General features: G+C 67.8%; 12 protein-coding genes and 5 pseudogenes. 10 read left to right on the forward strand and 7 right to left on the reverse strand.

Annotated elements, in window-relative coordinates:
* The first annotated feature begins 2 nt into the window (after nucleotides 1-2).
* From GEV07_06520 to GEV07_06560, 9 genes and pseudogenes are all read left to right on the forward strand, one after another.
* Entirely contained in the window at nucleotides 3-1,838 is a 1,836-nt protein-coding gene (locus tag GEV07_06520) for a leucine/isoleucine/valine transporter permease subunit (GenBank protein ID MQA02381.1), read from the forward strand.
* Nucleotides 1,835-2,623: an ATP-binding cassette domain-containing protein gene (locus GEV07_06525; protein ID MQA02382.1), complete on the forward strand. Its 789-nt coding sequence runs from the start codon at nucleotides 1,835-1,837 to the stop codon at nucleotides 2,621-2,623. Before GEV07_06520 ends, GEV07_06525 begins: the two co-directional genes overlap by 4 nt.
* A complete protein-coding gene (locus GEV07_06530) occupies nucleotides 2,620-3,405 on the forward strand; it encodes an ATP-binding cassette domain-containing protein (GenBank protein ID MQA02383.1) in 786 nt (261 codons plus the stop codon). The genes GEV07_06525 and GEV07_06530 overlap by 4 nt, the downstream gene beginning before the upstream one ends.
* A gap of 52 nt (nucleotides 3,406-3,457) precedes the next feature.
* Nucleotides 3,458-5,395, forward strand: a pseudogene (locus tag GEV07_06535) (GAF domain-containing protein).
* Between the two features lie 129 nt (nucleotides 5,396-5,524).
* Nucleotides 5,525-6,802 (forward strand): hydroxymethylglutaryl-CoA reductase, degradative, encoded by a 1,278-nt coding sequence (locus GEV07_06540; protein ID MQA02384.1) that lies wholly within the window; start codon nucleotides 5,525-5,527, stop codon nucleotides 6,800-6,802.
* Between the two features lie 58 nt (nucleotides 6,803-6,860).
* Nucleotides 6,861-8,914 (forward strand): annotated as a pseudogene (locus GEV07_06545) (hydantoinase/oxoprolinase family protein).
* 48 nt (nucleotides 8,915-8,962) lie between these two features.
* Nucleotides 8,963-11,128 (forward strand): hydantoinase B/oxoprolinase family protein, encoded by a 2,166-nt coding sequence (locus tag GEV07_06550; GenBank protein MQA02385.1) that lies wholly within the window; start codon nucleotides 8,963-8,965, stop codon nucleotides 11,126-11,128.
* Entirely contained in the window at nucleotides 11,125-12,351 is a 1,227-nt protein-coding gene (locus tag GEV07_06555; protein MQA02386.1) for a CoA transferase, read from the forward strand. Before GEV07_06550 ends, GEV07_06555 begins: the two co-directional genes overlap by 4 nt.
* The gene (locus GEV07_06560) at nucleotides 12,352-13,140 is read left to right on the forward strand and encodes an enoyl-CoA hydratase/isomerase family protein (protein ID MQA02387.1); all 789 of its coding nucleotides are present in this window, start codon (nucleotides 12,352-12,354) and stop codon (nucleotides 13,138-13,140) included.
* Here the strand turns inward: GEV07_06560 and GEV07_06565 are convergent.
* The 7 genes and pseudogenes from GEV07_06565 to GEV07_06595 form a co-directional block, all read right to left on the reverse strand.
* On the reverse strand, nucleotides 13,121-14,740 hold the full coding sequence (locus GEV07_06565) for an OPT family oligopeptide transporter (GenBank protein MQA02388.1): 1,620 nt from the start codon (nucleotides 14,738-14,740) through the stop codon (nucleotides 13,121-13,123). The genes GEV07_06560 and GEV07_06565 overlap by 20 nt on opposite strands.
* Nucleotides 14,740-18,549: pseudogene (locus GEV07_06570) on the reverse strand (methylhydantoinase). The gene GEV07_06565 and the pseudogene GEV07_06570 overlap by 1 nt, the downstream one beginning before the upstream one ends.
* A gap of 16 nt (nucleotides 18,550-18,565) precedes the next feature.
* On the reverse strand, nucleotides 18,566-19,324 hold the full coding sequence (locus GEV07_06575) for a helix-turn-helix domain-containing protein (protein ID MQA02389.1): 759 nt from the start codon (nucleotides 19,322-19,324) through the stop codon (nucleotides 18,566-18,568).
* 98 nt (nucleotides 19,325-19,422) lie between these two features.
* A pseudogene (locus GEV07_06580) lies at nucleotides 19,423-21,020 on the reverse strand (amidohydrolase family protein).
* Nucleotides 21,021-21,040: 20 nt separating this feature from the next.
* Nucleotides 21,041-22,183, reverse strand: a complete 1,143-nt coding sequence (locus GEV07_06585) for an MFS transporter (protein MQA02390.1) — start codon at nucleotides 22,181-22,183, stop codon at nucleotides 21,041-21,043.
* Nucleotides 21,993-22,355, reverse strand: a pseudogene (locus GEV07_06590) (MFS transporter). Before GEV07_06590 ends, GEV07_06585 begins: the two are co-directional and overlap by 191 nt.
* A 43-nt stretch (nucleotides 22,356-22,398) precedes the next feature.
* On the reverse strand, nucleotides 22,399-23,523 hold the full coding sequence (locus GEV07_06595) for a mandelate racemase/muconate lactonizing enzyme family protein (protein ID MQA02391.1): 1,125 nt from the start codon (nucleotides 23,521-23,523) through the stop codon (nucleotides 22,399-22,401).
* 124 nt (nucleotides 23,524-23,647) lie between these two features.
* Here GEV07_06595 and GEV07_06600 point away from each other — a divergent pair, with 124 nt between their 5' ends.
* Nucleotides 23,648-24,346, forward strand: coding sequence for an FCD domain-containing protein (locus tag GEV07_06600; GenBank protein ID MQA02392.1), 699 nt, complete (start codon nucleotides 23,648-23,650; stop codon nucleotides 24,344-24,346).
* Nucleotides 24,347-24,374 lie beyond the last annotated feature (28 nt).

Consider the following 24,374-nt stretch of genomic DNA (forward strand, 5'->3'; position numbering starts at 1 on the left):
CCATGGCCGAAGACGTCGACACCGCCGTGGCCGCGCCGGGCGCGGCGGCCGAGCTACTCCCCGCCCGCCAGGTCGACCTGTGGCGCGCGGCGAGGATTGGACCCGTCGGCGGGCTCGTCGCCGTGTTCATCGCAGTCAACGGCATGGTCTCGACATTCTCGGAACGGCTGATCCTCGCGTCGATCTCGCTCGCATACCTGGCGCTCGGCGGCATCCCGTTCCTCTTCGGCTACCTGGCCGGGCGGCCGCCACCGGTACTGCAGGGGTTCGCGACGCCACGCGGCGGGTGGCGGAACCCGACGGCCGGGGCGATCACCGGGCTGGCCATCGGAGTCGTCCTTGCGGCGTTCGTGATCTTCATCGCCGCGGTCAACATCCGCGGCGTATTCATCAACGTCTCGCCAGACCTGGTGCGGCAAGGCCCTCGGCTGCTGACATTCAACCAGGGGGTAGGCCCCGGAATCGGCTTGATCGTCGCGTTCAACCTCGGCTTGGGCATCGTCGGCGGCGGTCTGCACCTGCTCGGCCGCCGCTGGCGGCGGGCAGTTTTCGCCGCCGCGCTGTGGGTGCTGGGGTTCGGTCTGATGGCGTCGTTCGTCGGCCAGATACTGCGCGGCATCCAGGACACCCTGCGGCTGTGGACCGCACCAATCGCCGACTTCTTGTACGAGCCGAGCGGGGCGTTGCGGGTCGCGGGGGCGATCACGGTCGGCGTCGTGGGCTTCGGCCTGTCCGTGCTGTCGACCCGGCAGCGACGTCGCCCGGTACGGGAGCGGTTCGAGCGGCTGCCCGAACGGTCCCGCCGGCTCGGTCGGCTGATGATCCTCGTGCTCGTCCTGCTCGTGTTGGGGCTGCTGCCCCAGCTCCTCGGGCCATTCTTGACCGAGGTGCTGAACATCGCCGCGATCTTCCTGCTCATGGCACTCGGGCTGAACATCGTGCTCGGGCTCGCCGGGCTGCTCGACCTCGGCTACGTCGCCTTCTTCGCCGTGGGTGCCTACACGACGGCGGTGCTCATCTCCCCGCAGTCGAGTCTTGGTCTCGGGTGGATCTTCTGGGCGGCGATCCCGTTCGTGGTCCTGACGGCCACCGTCGCGGGCCTGCTCGTGGGCACGCCCGTGCTGCGGATGCGCGGCGACTATCTCGCGATCGTCACGCTCGGCTTCGGTGAGATCGCACGACTGCTCTTCCTCTCCGACTGGTTCAAACCCACGTTCGGCGGCGCCCAGGGGATCACCCGGATTCCGCCCATCACCGTCGGGCCGTTTGTCGCCCGTGATCCCCAACTGTTCTTCTACGCGGTCTTCGTCTTCATCCTGCTGGCCGCGTACGCCACCTACGCCTTGCAGGCCTCGCGCGTCGGGCGGGCGTGGATGGCGATGCGCGAGGACGAGTCCGTGGCGGAGGCCATGGGAGTGAACATCGTGGCCGCCAAGCTGTCCGCGTTCGTCATCGGAGCGATCCTGGCCGGCGTCGGCGGCGCTCTGTTCGCGACGAAGATCGGCTCGGTCTTCCCGCACAGCTTCAACGTGATCGTGTCGATCACCGTGCTCGTGGTGATCATCGTGGGCGGCATGGCCAGCGTGCCCGGCGTGGTCCTTGGCGCGTTCGTCCTCGTCGGCCTGCCGGAGTTCTTGCGCGAGTTCGAGGAGTACCGGTTCCTGCTCTACGGCGCGCTGCTGATCTTCATGATGCTGCGGCGACCCGAGGGGTTCATCCCCAGCCGGCGGCGCGCACGAGAGCTGCACGAGGAAGAGGTCGCGCAGGACGAGTGGCTGCGGCCCGAGGCCGCCGAAGGGGCGGCTGGTCCGGCTTCGGACGGGAGGACCGACCGGTGACCACGGCGTTGCTCGACATCCGCGGGCTCACCAAGGACTTCGACGGAGTCCGGGCGGTGGACGACCTCGACCTCGACGTCCGGCCGGGAGAGATTCTCAGCGTCATCGGACCCAACGGGGCAGGGAAGACGACCCTCTTCAACCTCTTGACCGGGATGATCGCCACTGACAAGGGTGACGTGGTCTTCGACGGGCAAGACATCGTGGGTCTGCGACCGAGCCAGATCATGGCCCACGGAATCGCCCGCACGTTCCAGAACGTGCGCCTGTTCCCCGAGATGACCGTGCGGGAGAACGTCATGGTCGCCCGCCACTGCCGCACCCGGTCGGGGCCGCTCAAGGCGATCCTGCGGCCGCGGTCGTTCAGGCGGGAGGAGGAAGAGACCAGGCGCCGGGCAGAAGAGGCGCTGGCATTCTTCGGCACCCGGCTCACCGGATGGCGCTTCGACATGCCGGCCAACTCGTTGTCTTACGCCAACCGCCGCAGGCTGGAGATCGCCCGTGCCATGGCCTCGGATGCCAAGTTGCTGCTTCTCGACGAGCCGACCGCGGGCATGAACCCCCGGGAGACCCAAGAACTCACCGAGCTGATCCGGCAGCTGCGCGACGTCACCGGTACGACGATCATGCTCATCGAGCACGACATGCGGGTCGTGAAGGGTGTCTCTGACCGGGTCGCGGTGCTCGACTACGGGCACAAGATCGCCGCGGGTTCGTACGAGGACGTGGCCGGCAACGAGCGCGTCATAGAGGCCTACCTCGGCAGAAAGGCGACCCGCGAATGAGCCCAGCCGTGAACGACGGCCTTCCCGCGGAGCAGCCAGAGCCGTCCGACGGGACGGTCACCGAACCACCGCCGATCCTTGCGCTCCGCAACGTAAGCACCCACTACGGCCTGATCCAGGTCCTCCGCGATGTCAGCATCGAGATACGTCCAGGGGAGATCGTCTGCCTGCTCGGCGGCAACGCCAGCGGCAAGACCACCACGCTCAGGACCGTCCTCGGCTACGTGGTCCCCACGAACGGCGACCTCCTGCTCGACGGGAAGCGGGTCAACGGCCTGCGGACCCAGCGACTGGTCGAGGCGGGAATCTCGATGGTGCCGGAGAACCGGCGGCTGTTCAAGCGCATGACCGTGCGGGAGAACCTCGAGCTCGGCTGCTACCTGCGAGGGAATCGGGCGGAGATCGCCGAGGACTACGACCGGGTCTTCACGCTCTTCCCGCGGGTGCAGGAGCGCCTCCGCCAGCGGGCGGGCTCGCTGTCCGGCGGCGAGCAGCAGATGGTGGCGATGGCTCGCGCCCTCATGGCACGCCCCAGAATCCTGTTGATGGACGAGCCGTCGATGGGCTTGGCACCCGTACTGGTCGAGCACAACTTCGAGCTCATCCAGGAGATCAACCGCCAGGGCATGACGATCTTCGTCGTCGAGCAGAACGCGAACATGGCGCTGTCGATCGCACATCGGGGGTACGTGCTCCAGACCGGGCGGATCGTGCTGTCCGACACTGCCGCGAAGCTGCTCGACAACCCGCAGATGCGCGAGGCCTACCTCGGCGAGCTGTGAGCGGCCATGGTGGACTTGTCGCTGACCACACACGCTGGACGGGGGGTGTGCCGTGCCTGCTGAGACTCGCGGCCGCGAGCATGAACCGACGCTCCCCGTTGGACGGGTCAAGGAGCTGCTGGACGCTGTTACCACTGACTCCGAAGCGGACACGGCCTACCTGCTCGCACAACTGAACTTGCCCGTCGACGAGTCCGCCTCCCTGGAAGGCCGCATCCACAACCTGCGCTCGTCGTTGTCCCGCTGGTGTCGCCGAGGCCAGGAGCTGTCGGCTCTGTTCTCCAGCGCGCGAGCTCGCGGAACTGCGAGACGCCGACGCCTTGTTGCACCGTCTCGTCGAACGGACGCACGACCTGATGGGCACGGATGTCACATACCTGTCCGAGTTCGACGAGGCCAGCGACGAGCTTCGGGTCCGTTCCACGCTGGGAACGGTTGCCCCGGAGTTTCGCGAGCTGCGGGTGCCACCTGGAATGGGTCTTGCCAGCCAGGTCGTGCGCACCCGCTGCCCGCAGTGGACGTCCGCGTACCACGACAACCGGAGGATCCCGCACGAGGCCGGGATCGACGCGGCGGTGACCGCCGAGGGGTTGGTGTCGCTGCTCGGGGTACCGCTCGTAGCCGGCGACCGTGTGCTCGGGGTCCTCTTCGCGGCGAACCGCAGCGAACACGAGTTCACACCGGACGAGATCGCACTGCTGAGCGCGTTCGCCGATCACGCCGCCGTCGTGCTCCAGACCACGCGGCTGCTCGAGCGCGCGAACGAAGCAGCGGAGGAAGCGAAGCGCGCCAACGCAGTGCTGGCGAGCAACATGACGGCAATGGAGCGCGCCGGCGTAGTGCACGAGGCGCTCACCACCGTCGTGTTGCAGGGCGGCAGCGTGGACGGTGTCGCCGACACACTCGGCAAGGCGCTGGACCGGCCGGTACTCATCCTGGACAGGGAGCTCGTTCCAGTGGCGCAGACCACAACGGAGGGAACGATGTCTGCCGTCGAACAGGACGGTCAGCTCGTTCCTGAAGCGCGTGCCGCGATCGACGAGAGCAGACACTCCGGACGATGTGTCTTCCTGGCAGGCAACAGCCCGCTTCCCGAGGTCGCCGTGGCGGTCGTGGCCGCCGAGACGTTCCTCGGTGCGGTACTGGTCGGCCACGGCGAGCTGGAGCTTCGGGCGGTCGAGCAGCGTACGATCGAGCGCGCCGCGCAGATCTCCGCGCTGGTGGCCGTCAAGCAGGAGGCAGTCGCTGCGGCGGAGGACAGGGTTCGCGGCGAGCTTGTTGCGGACATCCTCCGTGCCGACGCGTCCCGGTGGCAGGAACTCGTCCTGCGCGCCCGGGCCGCAACGTGCGGCTGGACGACCTGCGGTCCGCGATCGTCGTCGCGCTGCCACTGGAGAGCCGGCGGGTCGCTACGGATGTGCTGCACGGCGTCGTGCCCACGGCTCTGGTGGGCGAACGCGACGGAATGCTCGCGGTGCTCGCGGCCTCGCCCGACCCGATCGGTACGGCGCGCGAGGTCTGGACCGCTGTGCGGGGAGCGTTGCAGGTTCCCACCCTGGTCGTCGCCGGCCCGCTGGCACGTTCGGCGGAGACGCTCGGCCGGTGTTACGACGTCGCCCGACGGTGCGTGGAGCTGTTGCAGAAGCTCGATACCGCAGACACCGCGGTGGACGCGCGAGCCTACGAGCCGTACCTCGCGATGTTCGGTGGCGGCAGTCAGGATCCGTCCGGTTTCATCGAGTCGACGATCGGGCCGGTATTGCAGTGGGACAGCGAACGAGGGACCGAGCTGTTCACCACTCTGTGCGCCTTCACCGATGCCGGCGGCAGTCCCACGCCCACCGCCCGCGCGATGCGCGTCCACATCAACACGGTGTCCCAACGGCTGGACCGGATCAGCGCCCTGCTCGGGTCGGACTGGCGCGACCCCGAGCCACTGTTCCGCATCTCGGTGGCGGCGCGGCTGCACGCCCTCGCCGGGCACGACTGAGCACGACCAGCAGAGATGAGCAATTCGCCCATGCCGCGCGGCCAAAGTATGGGTGATTTACCTATGTGCGTTGCGTAACTCACTCCCTAGTGTTGCTGGCTACCGAGACGGCCAGCGTAGGAGGTTCGCGTGACGACACAGAGCAGGTTGCCGGAGTTTCGGAACGAGTCTCCCGCGGACCGGCGGATGTTGGTCGCCAAGAACACCGGTGCAGCTCCCGAGGATCTCGACGCACTGACCCTGGACGCGGGCCTCACCGTCGAGCAAGCCGACCTCATGATCGAGAACGTCGTCGGCGTGTTCGGTGTACCGATGGGTGTGGCCACCACCTTCACCGTCAACGGCGCGGATGTGTTGGTGCCGATGGTCACGGAGGAGCCCTCCGTGGTCGCCGCGGCGAGCAACGCAGCACGGATCGCACGTGTTCGCGGCGGTTTCCACACCTCCAGCTCCGAGCCGATCATGCAGGCACAGGTCCAGGTGCTGGACGTCGCCGACCCCGACGGCGCACGGTTGCGGCTACTGGAGGGCCGTACGGATCTGATCCAGCTGGCCAACGAGCAGGACCCCCAGCTCGTCGCGCTCGGCGGCGGCGTGCGTGACCTGTCAGTACGGATCGTCGACGCCCGCCCGAGCCGTTACGTGGTACTCCACCTCGTCGTGGACGTGCGCGATGCCATGGGCGCCAACGCCGTCAACACGATGGCGGAGGCCGTGGCCACCAGGGTCGGCGAGATCGCCGGCGGCAGAGTGCTCCTGCGGATCCTGACCAACAAGGCCGATACCAGGCTGGCCCGCGCACGGGCCGTCTTCGACGCCGCTGCGCTCGGCGGGCCCGAGGTAGTGCGCGACATCGTGCATGCAGCCGGTCTCGCCGAGGCCGATCCGTACCGGGCTGCCACCCACAACAAGGGCATCATGAACGGGATCACCGCCGTCGTGCTGGCAACCGGGAACGACACCCGCGCGGTCGAGGCCGGCGCACACTCGCATGCGGTCGGTAGCGCTGGACGCTATTCCGCACTCTCGCGATTCGAGGTCAACAGCGAGAACGACCTCGTCGGGACCCTCGAGCTGCCGATGCCGGTCGGGTTGGTCGGTGGCGCGACCAAGGTCCACCCCGCTGCCCAGGCTGCTGTGCGGATGCTCGGTGTGGCCTCGGCGCACGAGCTGGCCGAGATCATCACCGCGGTAGGGCTGGCGCAGAACCTGGCCGCGCTGCGTGCTCTGGCCACCGAAGGCATCCAACGTGGCCATATGTCGCTGCATGCGCGCAACATCACGGTCGCCGCGGGTGCCGCTGCCGATGAGCTGCCGCATGTGGTGAGCCGTCTGGTCGCCGAGGGCGCCGTGCGTGCCGATCGCGCCGAGCAGGTACTCGCCGACCTCAGAACGCGAAACGGCTGAGCGCCCGCTCACACGTAGCTCGGGACGCCGACACCGACAGTCAAAGGAGACCACAGCCATGACTCTGCACGTGGGTATCGACGTAGGCGGAACGTTCACCGACGCGGTCGCCATTCACGACGGGCGAGCCGTTCGCGGCAAGGCGTTCTCGACGCCCGACGTGACGACGGGGATCCTCGACGCGCTCGCCGTGCTCGAAGACCGGATCGGCCTGACCGGCGATAATTTCTATCCCCGGATCGACCGCTTCGTCCTCGGCAACACGACCGTCACCAACGCCGTCGACGAGCACAAGTACGCGGCCGTGGGCTTGCTCACCACGGAAGGATTCCGCGACAGCCTGCGGATCGCCCGGTCCGCGCGGGACGACGAGCATGATCCCCACAAGATGTCCGCGCCGCCGGACATCATCGACCGCAGACGCATCGTCGAAGTACCGGAGCGCGTCGACGCCCACGGCGACGTGCTCGTGCCGCTGCGCGACGACGCCATCCGCACCGTGGTCGAGGATGTCCTCGCGACCGGCGCCGAGTCGGTCGCGGTGTGCCTGCTGTGGTCCTTCCGCAACGCCAGCCACGAGAACGCGATCGGCGAGTACCTGAGCACCCACCACCCGAACGTGCCGTACTCGCTTTCGAGTGCACTGACTCCGGTCTACCGCGAGTACGAGCGGATGGTGACGACCACTCTGGACGCAGCCGTCAAGCCAATCGTGGCGCAGCACTTCGATCAGCTGGCTGCCGACCTGGCCGCGCGCGGCCTGCGCACCCGCGTCCAGATCATGCAAGTGCATGGCGGCTTCCTGTCCGTATCGGAGACCAGCAAGGCACCGATCGCCATGTTCAACTCCGGCCCGGTCGGTGGTGTCACCGGCGCGCGACTGCTCGGTCAGCAGCTCGGGCGTGACCAGGTCCTCACCACCGACATGGGTGGCACGAGCCTGGATGCTGTGGCAATCATCGATGACGAGTTCCGGGTACTGCCTCGCGCGGAGATCGGCGGGCTACCGACCAGCCTGACGGCCGTGGACATCGAGACCATTGGCGCCGGTGGCGGCAGTATCGCCTGGGTCGACGGGCGCGGCGTGATGCGGGTCGGCCCGCAGAGCGCCGGGTCGACGCCAGGTCCAGCCTGCTATGGCAAGGGCGGCGACCGCCCCACGGTCACCACGCCGCGTTGGCGCTCGGTCTGCTCAACCCCGACTATTACCTCGGCGGCAGCGTCACCCTCTACGAAGACAAGGCGAAGGACGCGATAAGACGCCGCCTTGCCGAGCCGCTGGGCCTCTCCGAGGACGCCGCCGCGCACGGCGTCTACCGGTTGGCCGTCTCGCAGATGGCCAACGCGGTACGCAAGATCACTGTCAACCGCGGGCACGACCCCCGCGAGTTCACCCTCGTCGGTTTCGACGGAGCCTGCGGCCTCTTCGCCGCGGCAATCGCCGCAGAGATCGGCGTCGGTGAGGTGATCGTCCCACGCAACGCTGCCGTGTTCTCCGCCTACGGGCTGCTGCACGCCGACTCGATCTTCTCCGCCGTGCAGACCACGCCGTGGACGATGTCGGAGCCGGCCGCCGACCTGGAGAAGGAGTTCGCAGCGCTGGAAGAGCGTGCGTACAGGTGGTTCGACGACGAGGCCATCCCGGAAGAGCGGCGCGAGCTGTACCGCGAGGCCGACATGAAGTTCGTCGGCCAGATCTTCGAGGTCACCACGCGACTGCCGCGCAAGACCTTCGGTGAAGAGGACAAGGAACTGTTGCGCCAGCGGTTCATCGAGGATTACGAAGCCGAGTTCGGCACCGGCACCGCATGGACGGAGGCAGAGATCCTGCTGGTCAACTCCCGCGTCAAGGCGATCGGGCGTACCGAGGCCCAACAGGTCACCGAGACCGGTTTCGGTGCCGAGCAGCACGTGAGCAGCACCAGGGAGAGCGTCGACCCAGCCACCGGGCAGCGTCACCTCCTCCAGGTGCACCGCGGGTCCAGCACGCTCGGCAAGGCCGACGGACCGTGCCTGATCGAAGAGCCGGACACAACCGTGCACGTCCCGACCGGAGCGACGGCCGAGCTCACCGACGGAGGTCATTTCGTCATCCGTCTCGACGCCGAGTGATAGGCCGACCGCCAGCCGCATGCGACCACAACCGTTGAAGGAGACGCCATGAGCTCAACCCACGTCCCGGCCGGGTACGACCCAGTGACCTTGGAAGTGCTCCGGATGCGCCTGGACTCCATCGTCGAGGAGATGGGCAGCGCAATGATCCGGTCATCCGGGTCGCCGGTCATCACGGAGTCAGGAGACTTCAACACCGCGTTGTTCGACCCGGAAGGAAAGATCTACTCCTACTCGGACTTCGTCCAGTTCCACATCGGATCAGGCAGCGTCGCGGTACAGAATCTCGTCGAGGAGATCGAGGGCGAGCCGTTGTACCCCGGCGACGCGTTCATCTCGAACGACCCGCACACTGCTGGCGCGGCGCATCCGCCGGACACGAACGTCATCTCACCGATCTTCTACGGCGACGAGCTCATCGGCTGGGCCCAGTCCCAGGCACACCTGGTGGACGTGGGCGGCATGACACCGGGCGGTTTCGCCCCAGGAGCATACGACTGCTACAGCGAGGCGCTGCGGCTCCCGCCGGGCGTGAAGGTCTTCGAACGCGGCCAGCCCATCGGGTGGGTACGTCGCATGCTGTTGAACAACGTCCGGGTACCGACGCTGTTCTGGAACGACGTGCGCAGTCTGGTCGCTAGCAACAACACGGGCATCCGCCGACTGTGCGCCACCGTTGAGGAGTTCGGCCTCGACACCTTCAAGGAGTACACCCGTGCCAACTTCGCTATTGCGGAGCGCGTGGTGCGCGAGCGCATTGCCCTGCTCGCCGACGGCGTGTACGAGGCCGACGAATGGACCGAGCACAACGGGCACGTCGACGAGCTCTACCGCGTGCACTGCACCATGACCAAGTCGGGCGACCAGATCACCATGGACTTCAGCGGGTCGAGTCCCCAGACCGACGGATTCATCAACCTCAGCTACGGGACCCTGGTAGGCAGTGTCGCCAGTGCTCTCGTGCCGATCCTGGCATGGGACGTCCCGTTCAACGAAGGTGTGATGACCGCATGCAAGGTGGTGGCCGAGCGCGGCTCCTTGGTCAATCCCGTACCACCCGCCCCGATCAGCAACGGGCACCTGACCACCGGAGCCCGGGTGAGCCGGCTGGTCACCAAGCTGCTCAACGAAGCGGCGAGGAACAGTGACCATGAACGCGTCCGTGCCCGAACCCAGGGTGTCTGGGCGGACTCGTGGACGGGCGGGATCTCGGCGGGTACCCGCGACGACGGCGAGTACTTCGTGCTGTTCAACATGGACGGCGGCGGCATGGGCACAGGCGCACAACCGGTGGCCGACGGTCTCGACTGCGGCGGGATGATGACGCAGGTCAACAACGCGCTGCCCGACGTCGAGATGAACGAGATGCTGTACCCGGTCCTGTACCTGTGGAAGCGTCTCAACACCGCCAGTGCGGGACATGGCGCACACCGCGGCGGGTTGGGACACGAGTTCGCCTGGACACTGCACGGAGCGCCCAAGGTGACTCAGACGGTGTTCGCGCCGAACGCGCAGGTGGTCGCCGACGGCTTCGGCGGCGGGCTGCCCGGCGGGGGCAGCGGGCACGCGGTCCGGCGCGGGACCAACATCAACGATCTGATCACCGAGGGGACCGTTCCGAACGAGACCACGCTCACCGAGAGCTCACGGCAACTGCTGGAGATCAACCAGCAGGACGTCACGATCGACGCCAGCGACGTGTTCGTGCAATGGGTCGCAGGCGGCGGCGGTTACGGTGACCCGCTGCTGCGGGAGCCCGGGCGGGTCGCGTCGGATGTAGCCGACGGCTACGTCAGCGAGCGGGTTGCGTCAACGGTCTACGGAGTCGTGCTGGACGAAGAGGGTGTCGTCGACGTCGAGACAACCGACCAGCGGCGGACCGCGATACGCACCGAGCGGCTCGCGGGGCAGATCCCGACGGCGAGCGTCGAGGCCTCGGCGACCGCGGAGGACTCCGCGCCACGGTGGAACGGTGCGCATTGGTACTGCCCGGCCAGCGGCGCCCGGCTAGGGGACGGACAGGACTGGCGGACGGATGTGCTCACCCGCACCAGCGTGGCTGCACAGCACCTCGGCGAGCTTGGCGTACGGGTCCGCCCGCGGGATCATGAACCGGCAGTGCTGATCGACGAGCTCATCAGTCCCGCCTGCGGCACGTTGCTCGAGACTCGCATCCGGGTGGAGTCGAGCGCGAAGGAGGACGTGGCACCATGACCGCCGATACGCCCTCGCGGGGACCGCTGGCAGGAGTGGTGGTACTCGACGTCACCCGTGTGGTCGCGGGACCGTTCTGCTCGATGATCCTGGCCGACCTCGGCGCGACGGTGATCAAGATCGAGCGACCTGGGGAATCAGACTACGCAAGGGACTTTCCGCCGTTCCTCGAATCCGACACCGGTGAACGGTTCAGCGCCTTCTTCGCCCAGTACAACCGCAACAAGCTCGGCCTCACCCTCGACCTCGGCAATGCCGAAGGCAAGGACCTGTTGAAGCGGCTCGCGGAACGGGCCGACGTGCTGATCGAGAACTTCCGCCCAGGCACCATGGACAAGCTCGGGCTCGGGTACTCCCAGCTGAGCGAGGTCAACCCGAGGCTCGTCTACACGGCGATCTCCGGGTTCGGGCAGACGGGCCCGTACCGACGGCGCCCGGCGTTCGACAACAGCGCACAGGCAGCGGGTGGTCTGTGGTCGATCAACGGTTACCCCGATCGGCCACCGGTAAGGGTCGGCACGATCATCGGGGACCTGTCGGCAACCATGTACGCGGTGATCGGCACACTCGCCGCACTGCGGCACGCCGAGCGAACCGGCGAGGGCCAGCTGGTGGACGTCGCGCAGCAGGACTCAGTGCTGTCGCCGACCGAGAACGCCGTGGTGTCGTACACCGTGGACGGGAAGGTCGCAGCGCCGCTGGGCAACGCCCACCCCTTCGTCCGGCCGTACGAGCTCTACCCCTGCAAGGACGGTTGCGTGTTCTTCGGCGGGTACACGGACAAGTTCTGGAGGCTCAGCTGCGCCATGTTCGGTGAACCCGAGGTCGCCGACGACCCGGAGATCGACACCATGACGAAGCGTTTCGACGCGGACGTCTACGAACGTCGCGTCCGGCCAACGCTCAACAGGTGGCTCGCTGACCGCACCCGCGCAGAACTGGAAGAGCTGGCCGGTGACCAGGTGCCGCTGACGGCCATCAAGGACATCGGTGACGTCGTCAACGACCCGCACGTCAGGGCTCGGAACATGATCGTCGACGTCGACTACCCCGACTTCGGCTCGCTGGAGATGTTCGGCCAACCGATCCACCTCGGCGTGACTCCTGCCCAACCACGTGGGCTCGCGCCACAGCCAGGCGAGCACACCGGCATGCTGCTGCGCGGCATGCTCGGCATCTCCGAGGAGTCGATCGTGCAGCTTCGGGAGTCTGGGGTGGTGTGAGTGGGCGTCACGCTGGAACGCCAAGGCCCGGTCGCGGTCATCCGGTTCGACCGGCCCGACAAGCTCAACGCCCTGACGCTGGCGATGTACGACGAGCTGGCCGATGCCTTCGCCGAGGTCCGTGACGACGCTGCGACCGCGGCGGCAGTGCTGACCGGCAACGGTGACCGCGCTTTCTGCGTCGGCGCAGACCTGCAGGAATCCATCCCAGCCCTGGCCGAGGGACGGTTCGACATATCGCGCTGGGACGGCGCACACCAGAAGCACACCACCCTGTTCAAGCCGGTGATCGGCGCCGTCAACGGCCTGTGTCTGGGCGGCGGCTTCGAGATCCTGCTCTCCACCGACCTGCGCGTCGCCGCTGAGCAGGCCGAGTTCCAGCTTCCCGAACCTGGCGTCGGCGTCGTCCCCGCCGGCGGAACACTGGTGCGCCTCACCCGCCAGATCCCCTACGCGTGGGCGATGCAGCTGCTGCTGCTCAGCGACCGCATCACCGCCGCCGAAGCGCTCAGGTTCGGCCTGCTCAACGCCGTAGTACCGGCCGAGGAACTGCTGCCGACGGCGATGGAGTGGGCGGACCGGATGGCGAGGCTCAGCGGGACGGCACTCAGCACGGTCAAGGAGGCGGTGCTGAAGCTCGGCGACCTCCCGCAAGACCAGGCATTCCACAGTGAAGCCAGCTACGGACAACGGGCGTTCACGTCCGAGGATGCCCGCGAAGGGCTCGCCGCGTTCGCGCTGCGACGCAACCCGGAGTTCCCGTCACGCGTTATCCGCGGAAGCTCTTGAAGGTCGACGAGCCGAAGCTGAACAGGGCGTCACCGGCGATTATGCCGCCCGCTACGACCTCCATCTCCGAACGGGCCCGGTCGCTGCGCAGGCGCTGCCAGGCGAAGCGGATCGCGATACCTGCGAGTACTGCCCAACCCGCCATCGCTACGTCGACCAGTAGTCCGGTGGCGAAGAGAATCCCGGCTTGCCGCTTGGAGCCACCGCCGAGCTGGACGATCGCACCGGGTATCGCCCACATCGCCAGCGACATCGCGACGTCGGGCGAGACCCCGCCCTTGATGGTCGCGGCGAAGACACGGTCGACCGGCGGTATCAGATCGCGGGAGAAGTAGGACTCCCACATCAGCAGCACGACGGTGATCGCGACGGCGAACGCGATCATGGCCGAGATCAGCTGCTGGCGACGCCCGGCCAGCTCGAACTCCGGGTCCGCGCCGCGGCCGCGGAGGATGAAGCCGGCCCTGAGGTCGTACCCCATGTCCGCGAAGGCCGGTCCCGTCGCGGCCGAGAAGGCGACCAGTACGACGAGCCCTTCCAACGGAAACCCGATGATCATGCCGACGACGAGCGTGATGAGTGCGACGGCGAAAGCGGGGAACCAGCCGGCGTGCATGGCGGCCAGACCGACGATCAGCTCGTGCACCAGAGCCGCGAACCCAGCGTAGATCACGAAACCGACCAGCATCCCGGGTGACATGTCCGCCCACAGGCCACAGACCAGCGCGAGAAACACCGCGATCAGCAGGTAGGCAACCGAGCCGACACCCAAGGTCCGACGCATGTCGGAGTCGGACCGCGTCGTGCCGCCTACGGTGTTGTTCTTGCGCGCCAGCGTCACGCAGACCTGCACGAGGGCGACCAGCCCCGCACCGATCATGAAACCGTGTGGCACGAACGCCGCGTCGATGTCCCCTTTCGGGATGATGGCGGCGAAGAAGTCCCCGCTGAAGAGCTCGGTCGAGTACTGCCGTATCAGCAACCCGATGCCGAACATCACCATGGCGACGATGTTGGCGATGAACGCGACGCCGAACGCCGACATCGGGATGCCGAGCGCACTGCCTACCCCACCGACCACGACACCGATGCCGAGCAGGCCGGCGCGCTTTCCACCCTTGTCGCCCGCCTGGATCGCTTCTGCCGCCGCGACTCCCGGCGGCCACGTCCCGGCCGCGGGGAAGATCTTCGTATCGAAGAGCCGGTAGACCATGACGGCATCGACGAGCATGGCCAGCGCGACACCGCAGAACATCGGCAACACGAGATCGGGGCGGCCGAGTGCCCACGGAATGCCGATCGGCAGCAGCAGGCTGTTGGCCGCACCGAAGGTGGCCGACGAGATCCCGCTCTGGATAAGGTTCTGTGAATGGACCGAGCGGTAGTTCGCGAACAGCGACATCGGCACCCTGGCCAACACCATCGCGACGAGCGCGCCGATCAGCGAGGTATTCGCCGCGATCCCCAGGTCGACCAGGATCTGCATCCCGATGATGGCGCCGAAAACGCTGAGGATCACGATCAGAACGAGGTTGCCGGGCGCGAGCGCCCGAGGGTGCCGCTTTTCGGTCTTGGCGGCGACAGTCTGCTCTTCGGACATCAGGCCTCCTCGGCCGGACCGTAGTCGCAGTCGCGCGACTGCTCGGAAATGAGGCCCTCACGCAGATCCCGCTCGACGTCTGAGCGTGCCCGCGCGGCCGGATCGCCGTACCCGGCGCCACCGGCGACGTGTATCTCGATGACCTCTTCTGTAGTGGAGACCTGAACCAGCTCGCCGCTGCCACAGTCGTGCAGGGTCGCTCCGGCCGGGTCACGCACGATCCCCCGTGCGCTGCCTCCCGCGTGCCCCCCGAACAGGCCCGGAGTACTGGACTTGACGCCTTCCGGGTAGACGGAGACGTGCACGGGCAGCCCGTCATCGTGGCGCTTGCGTAACGCGAAGCGCTGGCCGAGTCCGCCGCGGTGCTCGCCCGCTCCGCCTGTGTCCTCGACGAATGTCTTCTCCAGGATGAGAACAGGGACCCGGGACTCGAACAGCTCGATGGACGTGTTCGCGGCCGAGGTGGGGTAGAGCAGGCCGGACTTCCCGTCCTCCCGGCTCGACGCGCCCTGTCCGCCGCCGACGAAGAACATATCGGAGAACGTGCCACCCTCGGCGTCCGCGCCGTAGATGTTCGCGGCCACCGGGAGCCCGGTGAAGGACTGCACCTTCCCCGGCGCGGCTTGCGCCAGCGCCTTGAACAGGTTCGGCGCGATGTACCAACCGGTGCGGGTGCGCAGGTTCACCGACGCGGGACGGTCCGCGTTCAGGATGGATCCCTTCGGCGCGGACACCTCGAATGGCCGGTAGCAGCCCGCGTTGCCACGGACATTGGGCGTCAGCATGCACTTCAGCGGGTACGTGGCGTGCGCGGCCGTGTAGTTCATCGTGCAGTTGATGCCACCCTGCGGCAGCTGCGCAGGGGCGCCGTCGAAGTCGATGGAGATCCGATCGCCTTCGACGGTGACCTCGACCGGGTACCTCATCACCTCGCCGAGCGGGTTGTTCTCGACCTCCGACGTGTACACGCCGTCCGGCAACGCGGTGATGGCCTGCCGCATGGCGTCCTCGGAGCGCTTGGTCACGACCGAAGCCAGGGCACGTAGGTCGTGCATGCCGTACTCGCGTACGAACGACAACAACCGTTGCTCGCCAAGTGCGTTCGCCGCCACGAACGCATGGATGTCGCCGATCACCTGACTCGGGTTGCGGACGTTCTCGGCCAGCAACGTGAACAACGACTGGTCCGGCTCACCCGCGGAGTAGAGCTTCATCGGCGGGATCTGCAGTCCCTCCTCGAACACCTCGCGTGGGTGCAGGTAGTCCTTCGTGCCGCCGATGTCGGACACGTGCCCCACGGTGCCCATCAGCCCGGTCAGCCTGCCCTCGTGGAAGGCCGGGGTGACCAACGCGATGTCGAAGAGGTGGCCGGCGCACAGCCACGGGTCGTTGGTGATCAGGACATCGCCGGGCCGTAACGTCTCGGCTGGATACTTCGCCAGCAGTGCCTTGACGGCTCGTGGCAGGGTCAGGTTGAACACCGGCATCGCGCGCGGCGAGTGCGCGAGCGTCTCGCCATCCGGGTCGAGGAGCTCGCACGCGAAGTCCTGCGCCTCGGACACGACGAGGGAGAACGCGGTGCGGCACACCGTCTGCCACATCTCCTCGACCACGTTGACGAGGCGGCTCCACATGATCTCCAGCGCGATCGGATCGGCCTCGATCACCTCCACCGCCTCCTGGTGCGGGGTCTCGGCGGTGACCACCGCCGCCGCCTCCTCAGGGAGGCCGACGGCTATGCGCAGGTTCAGCGCGGTGTCGACGTGCATACTGTCGCCAGGTGGGATCACCGTGGTCGACTCGCGCTCCTCGATGATGGCCGGGCCGTCGATGCGGTCACCCGCGACCAACGCGTAGCGGTCGTAGACCTCGACGCCCACCCACCCGGAGCCGAAGTACGCCGTCCTCGTCCCCTTGAGACCTCGGGCAGCCCCGCTCGTCGTCGAAGTACCCGTCAGCGACACCGAAGGTGTCGGCCCGGCACACGTGACGCGGAAGCTGATCGCCTCGATCTCGGCGCCTTCGTACAGCGAGGTGTAGCGCGCCTTGTACGTGTCGGCGAACGCATCCCTGATTGCGCCGATGCTGCCGGCGTCGATCACGCCGTCCGGCAGCGGTACGGAGATCTCGTGCATCTGTCCGATCAGGCGCATGTCGGCGGTGCGCTCGACCTGGACGTCGGCGTCCGCAACACCGGCCTCGGCGAGCTTGGCCCTGCCCTGGTCCTCCAGGTCGCCAGTACGGCGTTCACCGCGCCGGCGTCGAAACCGGCTGTCATCCGGACCGGCAGCGAGCGCACCTGCTCGAACGAGAGCGGCGCGGCGAGGAAGCCGACGGCCGCCGCCGCACCGGACGCCGGCGGCACGATCACCTCGCGGACACCCAGCGCCCTGGCCACCCCGACGGCATGCGCGGGGCCTGCTCCGCCGAAACCGACCATCGCGTACCGGCGCGGGTCCTTCCCGTTCTCCACGAGGTGCACCCTGGCCGCGCCGGCCATGCTCTCCACCACGACCTTGTGGATGCCCCAGGCGGCTTCCTCCGGTGTGAGCCCGAGTGGCTCGGCCACCTCGGACACGGCCTCCTCGGCCGCGGCCTTGTCCAGTGCCATCTGCCCACCGAGGAAGAACCCTGGGTCGTAGTAGCCCAACAGCAGGTTCGCGTCGGTGACGGTCGGCTCGGTGCCGCCCTTGCCGTAGCAGGCCGGTCCCGGATCGGAACCGGCAGAACGGGGCCCCACCCGGAGCAGGCCGACCTCGTCGATCGACGCGATCGAACCACCGCCGGCACCGATCTCGATCATGTCGATGACCGGCGCCTTGATCGGCAGGCCGGAGCCCTTCTTGAAGCGGTCGACCCTGGCCGCCTCCATCATCGGTGCGATCTCGGCACGGTCGTCCTCGATCATGCAGGCCTTCGCGGTGGTCCCGCCATGTCGAACGAGATCACGTCCAGCTTGTCCGCAGAACGCCCGAACAGCGCCGTGGCGAGGCCGCCGCCCGCGGGCCCGGACTCCAGCAGCCGGATCGGGAACTCGCGCGCGGTCGAGGGTGCGATCAACCCACGGCCGAGTGCATCAGGCGTAGCGCACCCGCGAAGCCGCGTTCGGCCAGCGCGTGCTCCAGGCGCCCCAGGTAGCGGTCCATCAGCGGCCGCACGTACGCGTTCGCACAGGTCGTGACCGCGCGCTGGTACTCCCACAGCTCGGCGACGACATCCGAGGACAGCGAGACCGCGAGCGCTGGGAACTCCTCGCGGGCGAGCTCGCCGATCCGACGCTCGTGCTCGGGATTGCGGTACGAGTGCAGCAGGCAGACGGCAACCGCTTCGATCCCGTCGCTGGCGAACTGGCGCAGCTGGGTTCGTACGGCGTCGAGATCGAGCGGCACCACGACCTCGCCGTCGGCATCGATACGCTCTGGCACCTCGCGACGGTCACGGCGCGCGACCAGCGGGTCGGGGAACGGGATGAACAGGTCGTAGATGTCGTAGCGCTGCTCGGTGCCCGCCTCGAGCACGTCCCGGAAGCCCTCGGTGGTGAGCAGGCCCAGTTTCGCGCCCTTGCGTTCGATCACGGCGTTGGTGACGAGAGTGGTGCCATGCACGATCTCGCCGATGTCCGCGAGCCCGACCCCGGCGCGCTCGACGAGCTCCTCGATGCCCGCAAGCGCGGCGACCGAGGGATCGTGCGGCGTGGTCAGGCGCTTGTGCAGTTCGAGTGTGCGCCCTTCGCTGTCGTAGAGCACGAAGTCGGTGAAGGTGCCGCCGATGTCGAAGCCGATGCGCAGGCGCGACATATGTTCCTCCATCTTTGGGTATGCTGAGTCAGGACTCGGTTCGCCGGAACTGGTCACCGACCAGGTCGGCGATCTCCTCGGTACGGGTCAGCATCAGCTCGCGAAGTGCCTGGACCTCGTCGTCCGAGACGGTGGCGAGCGGGTACGAGATGCACATTGCGAGTGCCTCGTCGTCCTGGGTCCCGACGGCGGCGGCCACTACGCCGACACCGCGGACCGCCTCGTCCTTGGACTCGGCGAACCCCTGGCTTCGCACCAGGGCCAACCGGTCGAGCAGCTCGTCGATCGACTGAGGTGCCGACGTCGATGGCGGCTCCCAGCCGTGCGGGAAGAGCTCCCGTACCGCGTCGTCGGGTATCCGGGCGAGCAGTGCCCGCCCGGTGGCCGTGGAATGCGCCGGTAGCGGGCGGCCCAGCTGCGGCGAGACGCTCAGCGCATTGCTGCCCGGGTGGTCGGTCAGGCCGACGACCTCGACCCCGTTGCGGATCGAGACGTAACCCGTGTGCCCGACCTGCTTGACGATGTCGGCGATCGCCGCGTCGACCTGCCGGAACAGCACGGAGCTCGTGCGATACGAGCGCGAGAGCCCGAGCACCAACGCACCGGGCCGGTAACGCCTGCTCTCCCCGATGGTCTCCAGGAACCCGGCGGCCAGCATCGACCGCAGCAACCGCGACGTGGTGCTCTTCGGCAGCTCGAGCAGCGCAGCCGTCTCGGTCACCGTGAGCTCGGTGCGGTCAGGAGAGAAGCAGCGGAGCACCTCAGCGGCGCTTTCGAGAGTAGTCATAGCAAGTTCCAATTTTTGGAACCACAGTTGCAGAATATTGGCCAGGTGAGTATGGCACCCGACTCCGCAACGAGGCAAGGGTCGGCCCCGCGGCGGCGTCAGCCGCGGGTCAGCACCCGACCGTTGCGAGCGCCCGTATGGCGGCCCTCGTCGACGACGACGGCGCCGTTGACGAGGACGGTGTCCACGCCACGCGCGTAGGCGACCGGCCGGTCGAACGTCGACACATCGTCCAACGCATCGAGGTCGAGCGTGGCCAGGTCGGCGTACGCACCGACCTCGAGGACTCCCCGACCTCGCAGGCCGAACCGGCGTGCCGGCATGCTCGTCATCTTGCGTACCGCCTCCTCGAGCGTGAGCGTGCCGCGATCCCTGACGTGGTGGGTCAGGTAGTGCACGTGCCCGCAGTAGGCGAGCGGGTTGGTGACGGTACTCGCGAGCGGACCTTCGACGGAACTGGTGTACGAGTCGACACCGAGGCCGAACAGCGGATGGGCGACCATCTCGGCGAGATGGGCGCCGGTGAACAGGTCGCCGACCACGGTGAGGTTCGCCATCTGGTCACCCACGGCGGCGAGGATGTCGAAGTAGCAGTCCCACTCGTCCCTGCCAAGGACGTCAGCGATCTCGACGAACGTCCTGCCGGCGAGCTCGGGGAACTGCGGACTGCTCTCCAGCCTGACCCGGTGCCACTGCCCCTTGTGGATGAACCTCCAGTAGCGGTCGCAGTCACCGCGCAGACGTCGGCGCACCGCAGGGTCCGCGAGCCGCCGCGCTGCCTCTACCGGCCCGTCGTCGAGCAGCCAGTCGGGGAGGATCCCGATCATCATGCCGATGCCCGCCTCGAACGGCGTCGTGTCGGCCTCGACGTCGAGTCCGGCATCCCGCGCCTCGCCCATCATGGCGACGGCACGCCGCCACCCGTCACGTGGCGCGCCGGTGTCGTGCCTGACGTTGAGATGGGAGATCTGCCCGGACGCCCCGGCTGCAGCGACCACGGCAAGGAACTCGCCTACGGCGTCGAGAAGCCCGCTGTCCCTGTTCCTGATGTGGCTGGCGTACCAACCACCGCGCCTGCCGACCGTACGTACCAACCGCTCCAGCTCCGCCGTGGCGGCGAACCTTCCGTAGCTGTACTCCAACCCGGTGGACAGCCCGAGTGCGCCGGCGTCCATCGCCTCGTCGACCATGCGTTCCATGACGCGCAGGTCGTCCTCGTCCGGATCACCCGCCCACAGTCGGCCGCGGCGCGTACGGTGCTGTGACCGACGAACCAGGCCAGGTTCTGCGCCGTTCCCTGCGCCGTGACGTCCGTCAGGTAGTCGCCGAACGTTCGCCAACCGACCTCGCCGGCGTAGCCGAAGGAAGCCAGCCGGCCACGGATGAACGGCAGCGATACCTCGGTGACGGGAGCGTGCGAGATGCCACAGTTCCCCACCACCTCCGTGGTGACACCCTGCCTGATCGTGCTGTCCGCGTCGCGGTTCGTGTGCGTCGTCCAGTCGCTGTGGCTGTGCGGGTCGACGAAACCGGGTACGACCGTCTTACCGGTGGCGTCGACGACGTTGCAGGCCTGCGCGTCGGGCAACACGCCGATGTGCACGATCCGGTCGCCGCGCACGGCGACGTCGGCACGTCGAGGCGGGGCGCCCGTCCCGTCGACGACGCTGCCGCCCTTGACGAGTACATCCAGCATGACGCGAGCTCCCTACGCGATCAGGCGACGAGGTCCTGGCGTGCCTGCACCGGCTCACGTCGCACTCCGCGACCCGCGACGGCGATGAGCACGCCACCGAGGAACAGGAACACCGCCATGACCGCCAGTCCCGCACGTTGGCTGCCCGTCGCGTCGGCCAGGACACCCATCAGGTAGGGCCCGACGAAGCCGCCAAGGTTGCCGACCGAGTTGATCAACGCGAACGCACTTGCCGCCGCAGCGCCGGTCACGAATGTGGAGCAGAGACCGAAGAAACCGGGAATCGCCGACTGGATGCCGGAGATGACGAGGACGAGACCGAGCAGCGCGACCACCGGTTGCTCGATGTACAGGCTGAGCAGGAACCCAGCGGTACCGACGAAGTACGAGACCGCAGCGTGCCAACGCCGCTCGCCGGTGCGGTCCGAGTGCCGGCCCACGAGGATGAGCGCGACACACGCGACCGCGTAGGGGACGGCCGAGATCAGACTGACCGTGAAGTCGTCGGAGCCGGTCAGCGCCGCGATGATCTGCGGCAGCCAGTTCAGCACGCCACCGAAGGCGACCAGCACGGCGAAGAACGCGGCACTGGCGATCCAGACACGGCGGTCGGTGAACGCCCCGGCCACGGTGTGCCGGCGTCGGCCACCCACTGCGTGGCGTTCGGCGGCAAGCGTCGAGACCAGCCAGTCACGTTGCTCACCGGTCAGCCAGTCGGCGTCCTCCGGCCGGTCGGTGAGGTACCGCCACACCACGAACGCCAGCACCAGCGGTGGGACCGCGGTCACCAGGAACAGCCAGCGCCACCCGGCCAGGCCGGCTATGCCGTCCATGCCGAGCACTGCCCCGAGCAACGGCGTACTGATGGCGAGGCTCAGCGGGGCGGCGAGCTGGAACCAGGAAAGTGCCTTGCCCATTCCGCGCGCCGGGAACCAGTAGGTCAGGTACAAGACGATGCCGGGGTAGAGCCCGGCCCTCCGCGGCGCCGAGCAGGAAGCGCAGCACGTAGAACATCGGCGCGTTCTGGACGAAGACGAACGCGACGGTGACCAGCCCCCAGGTGAACATGATCCTGGCCAGCCACCTGCGCGCGCCGACGCGTTCCAGGATGAGGTTGCTCGGCACCTCGAGCAGGAAGTAGCCGAGGAAGAACACGCCGGCACCGAGGCCGTAAACGGTGTTGCTGAACTTCAGATCCTCGTTCATCTGCAGCGCCGCGATGCTCACGTTCGCACGGTCGACGTACGCGACGAAGTACATCAACAGGGTGAGCGGAAGCAGCCGGACGGCGGCCTTCTTCAGGACGGTTCTCTCGATCGAGCGCGCATCGGACATGCGGGACTCCTTCCGTGCAGCGCCTACGGCGCCGGCGGAGCGCTCAGGCGCTCACCAGGAACTTCTCGACCCCCTCGGTGTCGATCTCGACGCCCAGGCCCGGACCGTCGGGCACGGTGACGTACCCGTCGACCACCGGTATCGGGTCGCGGGTGACCTGGGTGCGGATCGGGCTCGGCTCCACGCAGTACTCGAGCATCACCGCGTTGGGGATGGACGCGAGGAAGTGCGCGGACGCCGCGACGTTGATGTCGGTGGTGAAGTTGTGGTTCGCGCAGGGAATGCCACGCTCCTGAGCGTGCCGAGCGATCCTGACCGCCTGGGTCAGGCCGACCCTGGTCACGTCGACCTGCGCGACGTCGATGGCCCCTTCGTCCATCAACCGGAGGAAGCCTGCGGTGGTGCACTCCTCCTCACCCGCTGCGATGCGGGTGTCGACCCGTGAGGCGAGGATGCGGTAGCCGCGTAGGTCGTCGGGATGCAGCGGCTCCTCCAGCCAGAAGATCCGGTACGGCTCGAACAGCGCACATCGCTGGATCGCCGTCTTCGCGTCCCAGGCGAGTCCTGCGTCGATGCACACGTCGACGTCGTCGCCCACGGCGTCGCGGATGCCGCGCACCAGGGCTTCGTCGACGGCGGGATCGGGCCCCATCGGCTCCCAGCCGAACTTCACCGCGGTGAACCCCGCATCGCGGGCCTCGCCGGCCCGGCGCGCGGTGACCGCGGGGTCGAAGTCGAACATGTGGCTGGCGTAGGCACGCAGCCTGGTCTGGTACGCGCCGCCGAGCAACGCGTGCACGGGTTGCTCGAGGAGCTTGCCCTTGACGTCCCACAGCGCAAGGTCGATACCCGCCATCGCCTGGATTACCGCACCTTCGCGTCCGTAGTACAGCGTCGACTCGTACATCAGGTCCCACAGCCGGCCGGTGTCCATCGGGTTCTTCCCGATCAGCAGCTGGCGCAGCCCGTGCACACGCGCGTGCGACGCGGGTGCCTCGATGATCGCCTTGGCGACCAGCGGACATCCGTCGACCTCTCCCCAGCCGTCCACGCCGGCGTCGGTGGAGACGCGGACGAGGAGGGCGTCCTGGGAGCTGTCGGTGCGCTCGGTGACTTCGGGAAGGCGCAGGTAGAAGGCCTGCACGTCGGTGATACGGACATCGCTCATGGGAGGACCGTAATAGATTATCTATCATCTAGCCCGTAAGCTCCTCCACGTAGCGCTTTCGACGGATCGACCAGCGAGAAGCGAGGTGGAACATGGTCCGAGCCGGCGCCGGGAGGAACCGGCAGTGCAAGGACGCCGCGGCGGGCCACTGCCGACCGTCAGCTCCCTGTCACGACCGCAGCAGGCGGCGCGGCTGCTGCGGGACGCGATAGTCACCGGTCGGCTGGTTCCCGGCGAACAGCTCAAGCAGGACCAGCTCTGCGCCGAGCTGGGGCTGAGTCCCGGCCCGATACGCGAGGCGCTGCGTCAGCTGGAGAGCGAAGGGCTGGTCACCCACCGACCCAACCGCGGCGTGTTCGTCGCGCACGTACCCACAGAGGAATGGGTCGACGTCCTGTTGCCGGTCCGCCTGCTCCTGGAGTCGCACGCGTTCACCAAGGCGGCACACGTACTCACCGCCGACCAGCTCGCCGAGCTGGAACGCCTGGTGGACGAGATGGTCGACGCTGCGGAGAACGCCGACTTCACGAGGATCAACGAGGCGGACATGACGTTCCACGAGACCGTGATGCGCGCCTCCGGCCAGGAGCACACCATGCAGCTCTGGCACGCCGTCTCGCCGCGCATCCGCGTGCAGTTCTACCGACTCGCCCCGTGGCACCACCGCGCGACCAAGATCGCCGAGGAGCACAAGGAACTGTTGGACGCGTTGCGCACAAAGGACGCCGACACCATCCACCGAACGCTGGAGGAGCACATCATCGTCGCGTCCAAGGAGTTGCTCGCCGAGGAGGCCAACGCCTCGCCCGGTCCCGAGCGCTGAGCGGCTCGCTCACAGCCTGTGCCCCCGG

The organism is Streptosporangiales bacterium, from assembly GCA_009379825.1.
GTDB lineage: Bacteria > Actinomycetota > Actinomycetes > Streptosporangiales > WHST01 > WHST01.

Bases quoted from the DNA above. Each gene is read 5' to 3' on its own strand.
- GEV07_06595 (MQA02391.1), bottom strand. From the start codon at position 23,523: ATGAGCGATGTCCGTATCACCGACGTGCAGGCCTTCTACCTGCGCCTT.
- GEV07_06550 (MQA02385.1), top strand. From the start codon at position 8,963: ATGAGCTCAACCCACGTCCCGGCCGGGTACGACCCAGTGACCTTGGAA.
- GEV07_06555 (MQA02386.1), top strand. From the start codon at position 11,125: ATGACCGCCGATACGCCCTCGCGGGGACCGCTGGCAGGAGTGGTGGTA.
- GEV07_06575 (MQA02389.1), bottom strand. From the start codon at position 19,324: ATGACTACTCTCGAAAGCGCCGCTGAGGTGCTCCGCTGCTTCTCTCCT.
- GEV07_06565 (MQA02388.1), bottom strand. From the start codon at position 14,740: ATGTCCGAAGAGCAGACTGTCGCCGCCAAGACCGAAAAGCGGCACCCT.
- GEV07_06520 (MQA02381.1), top strand. From the start codon at position 3: ATGGCCGAAGACGTCGACACCGCCGTGGCCGCGCCGGGCGCGGCGGCC.
- GEV07_06530 (MQA02383.1), top strand. From the start codon at position 2,620: ATGAGCCCAGCCGTGAACGACGGCCTTCCCGCGGAGCAGCCAGAGCCG.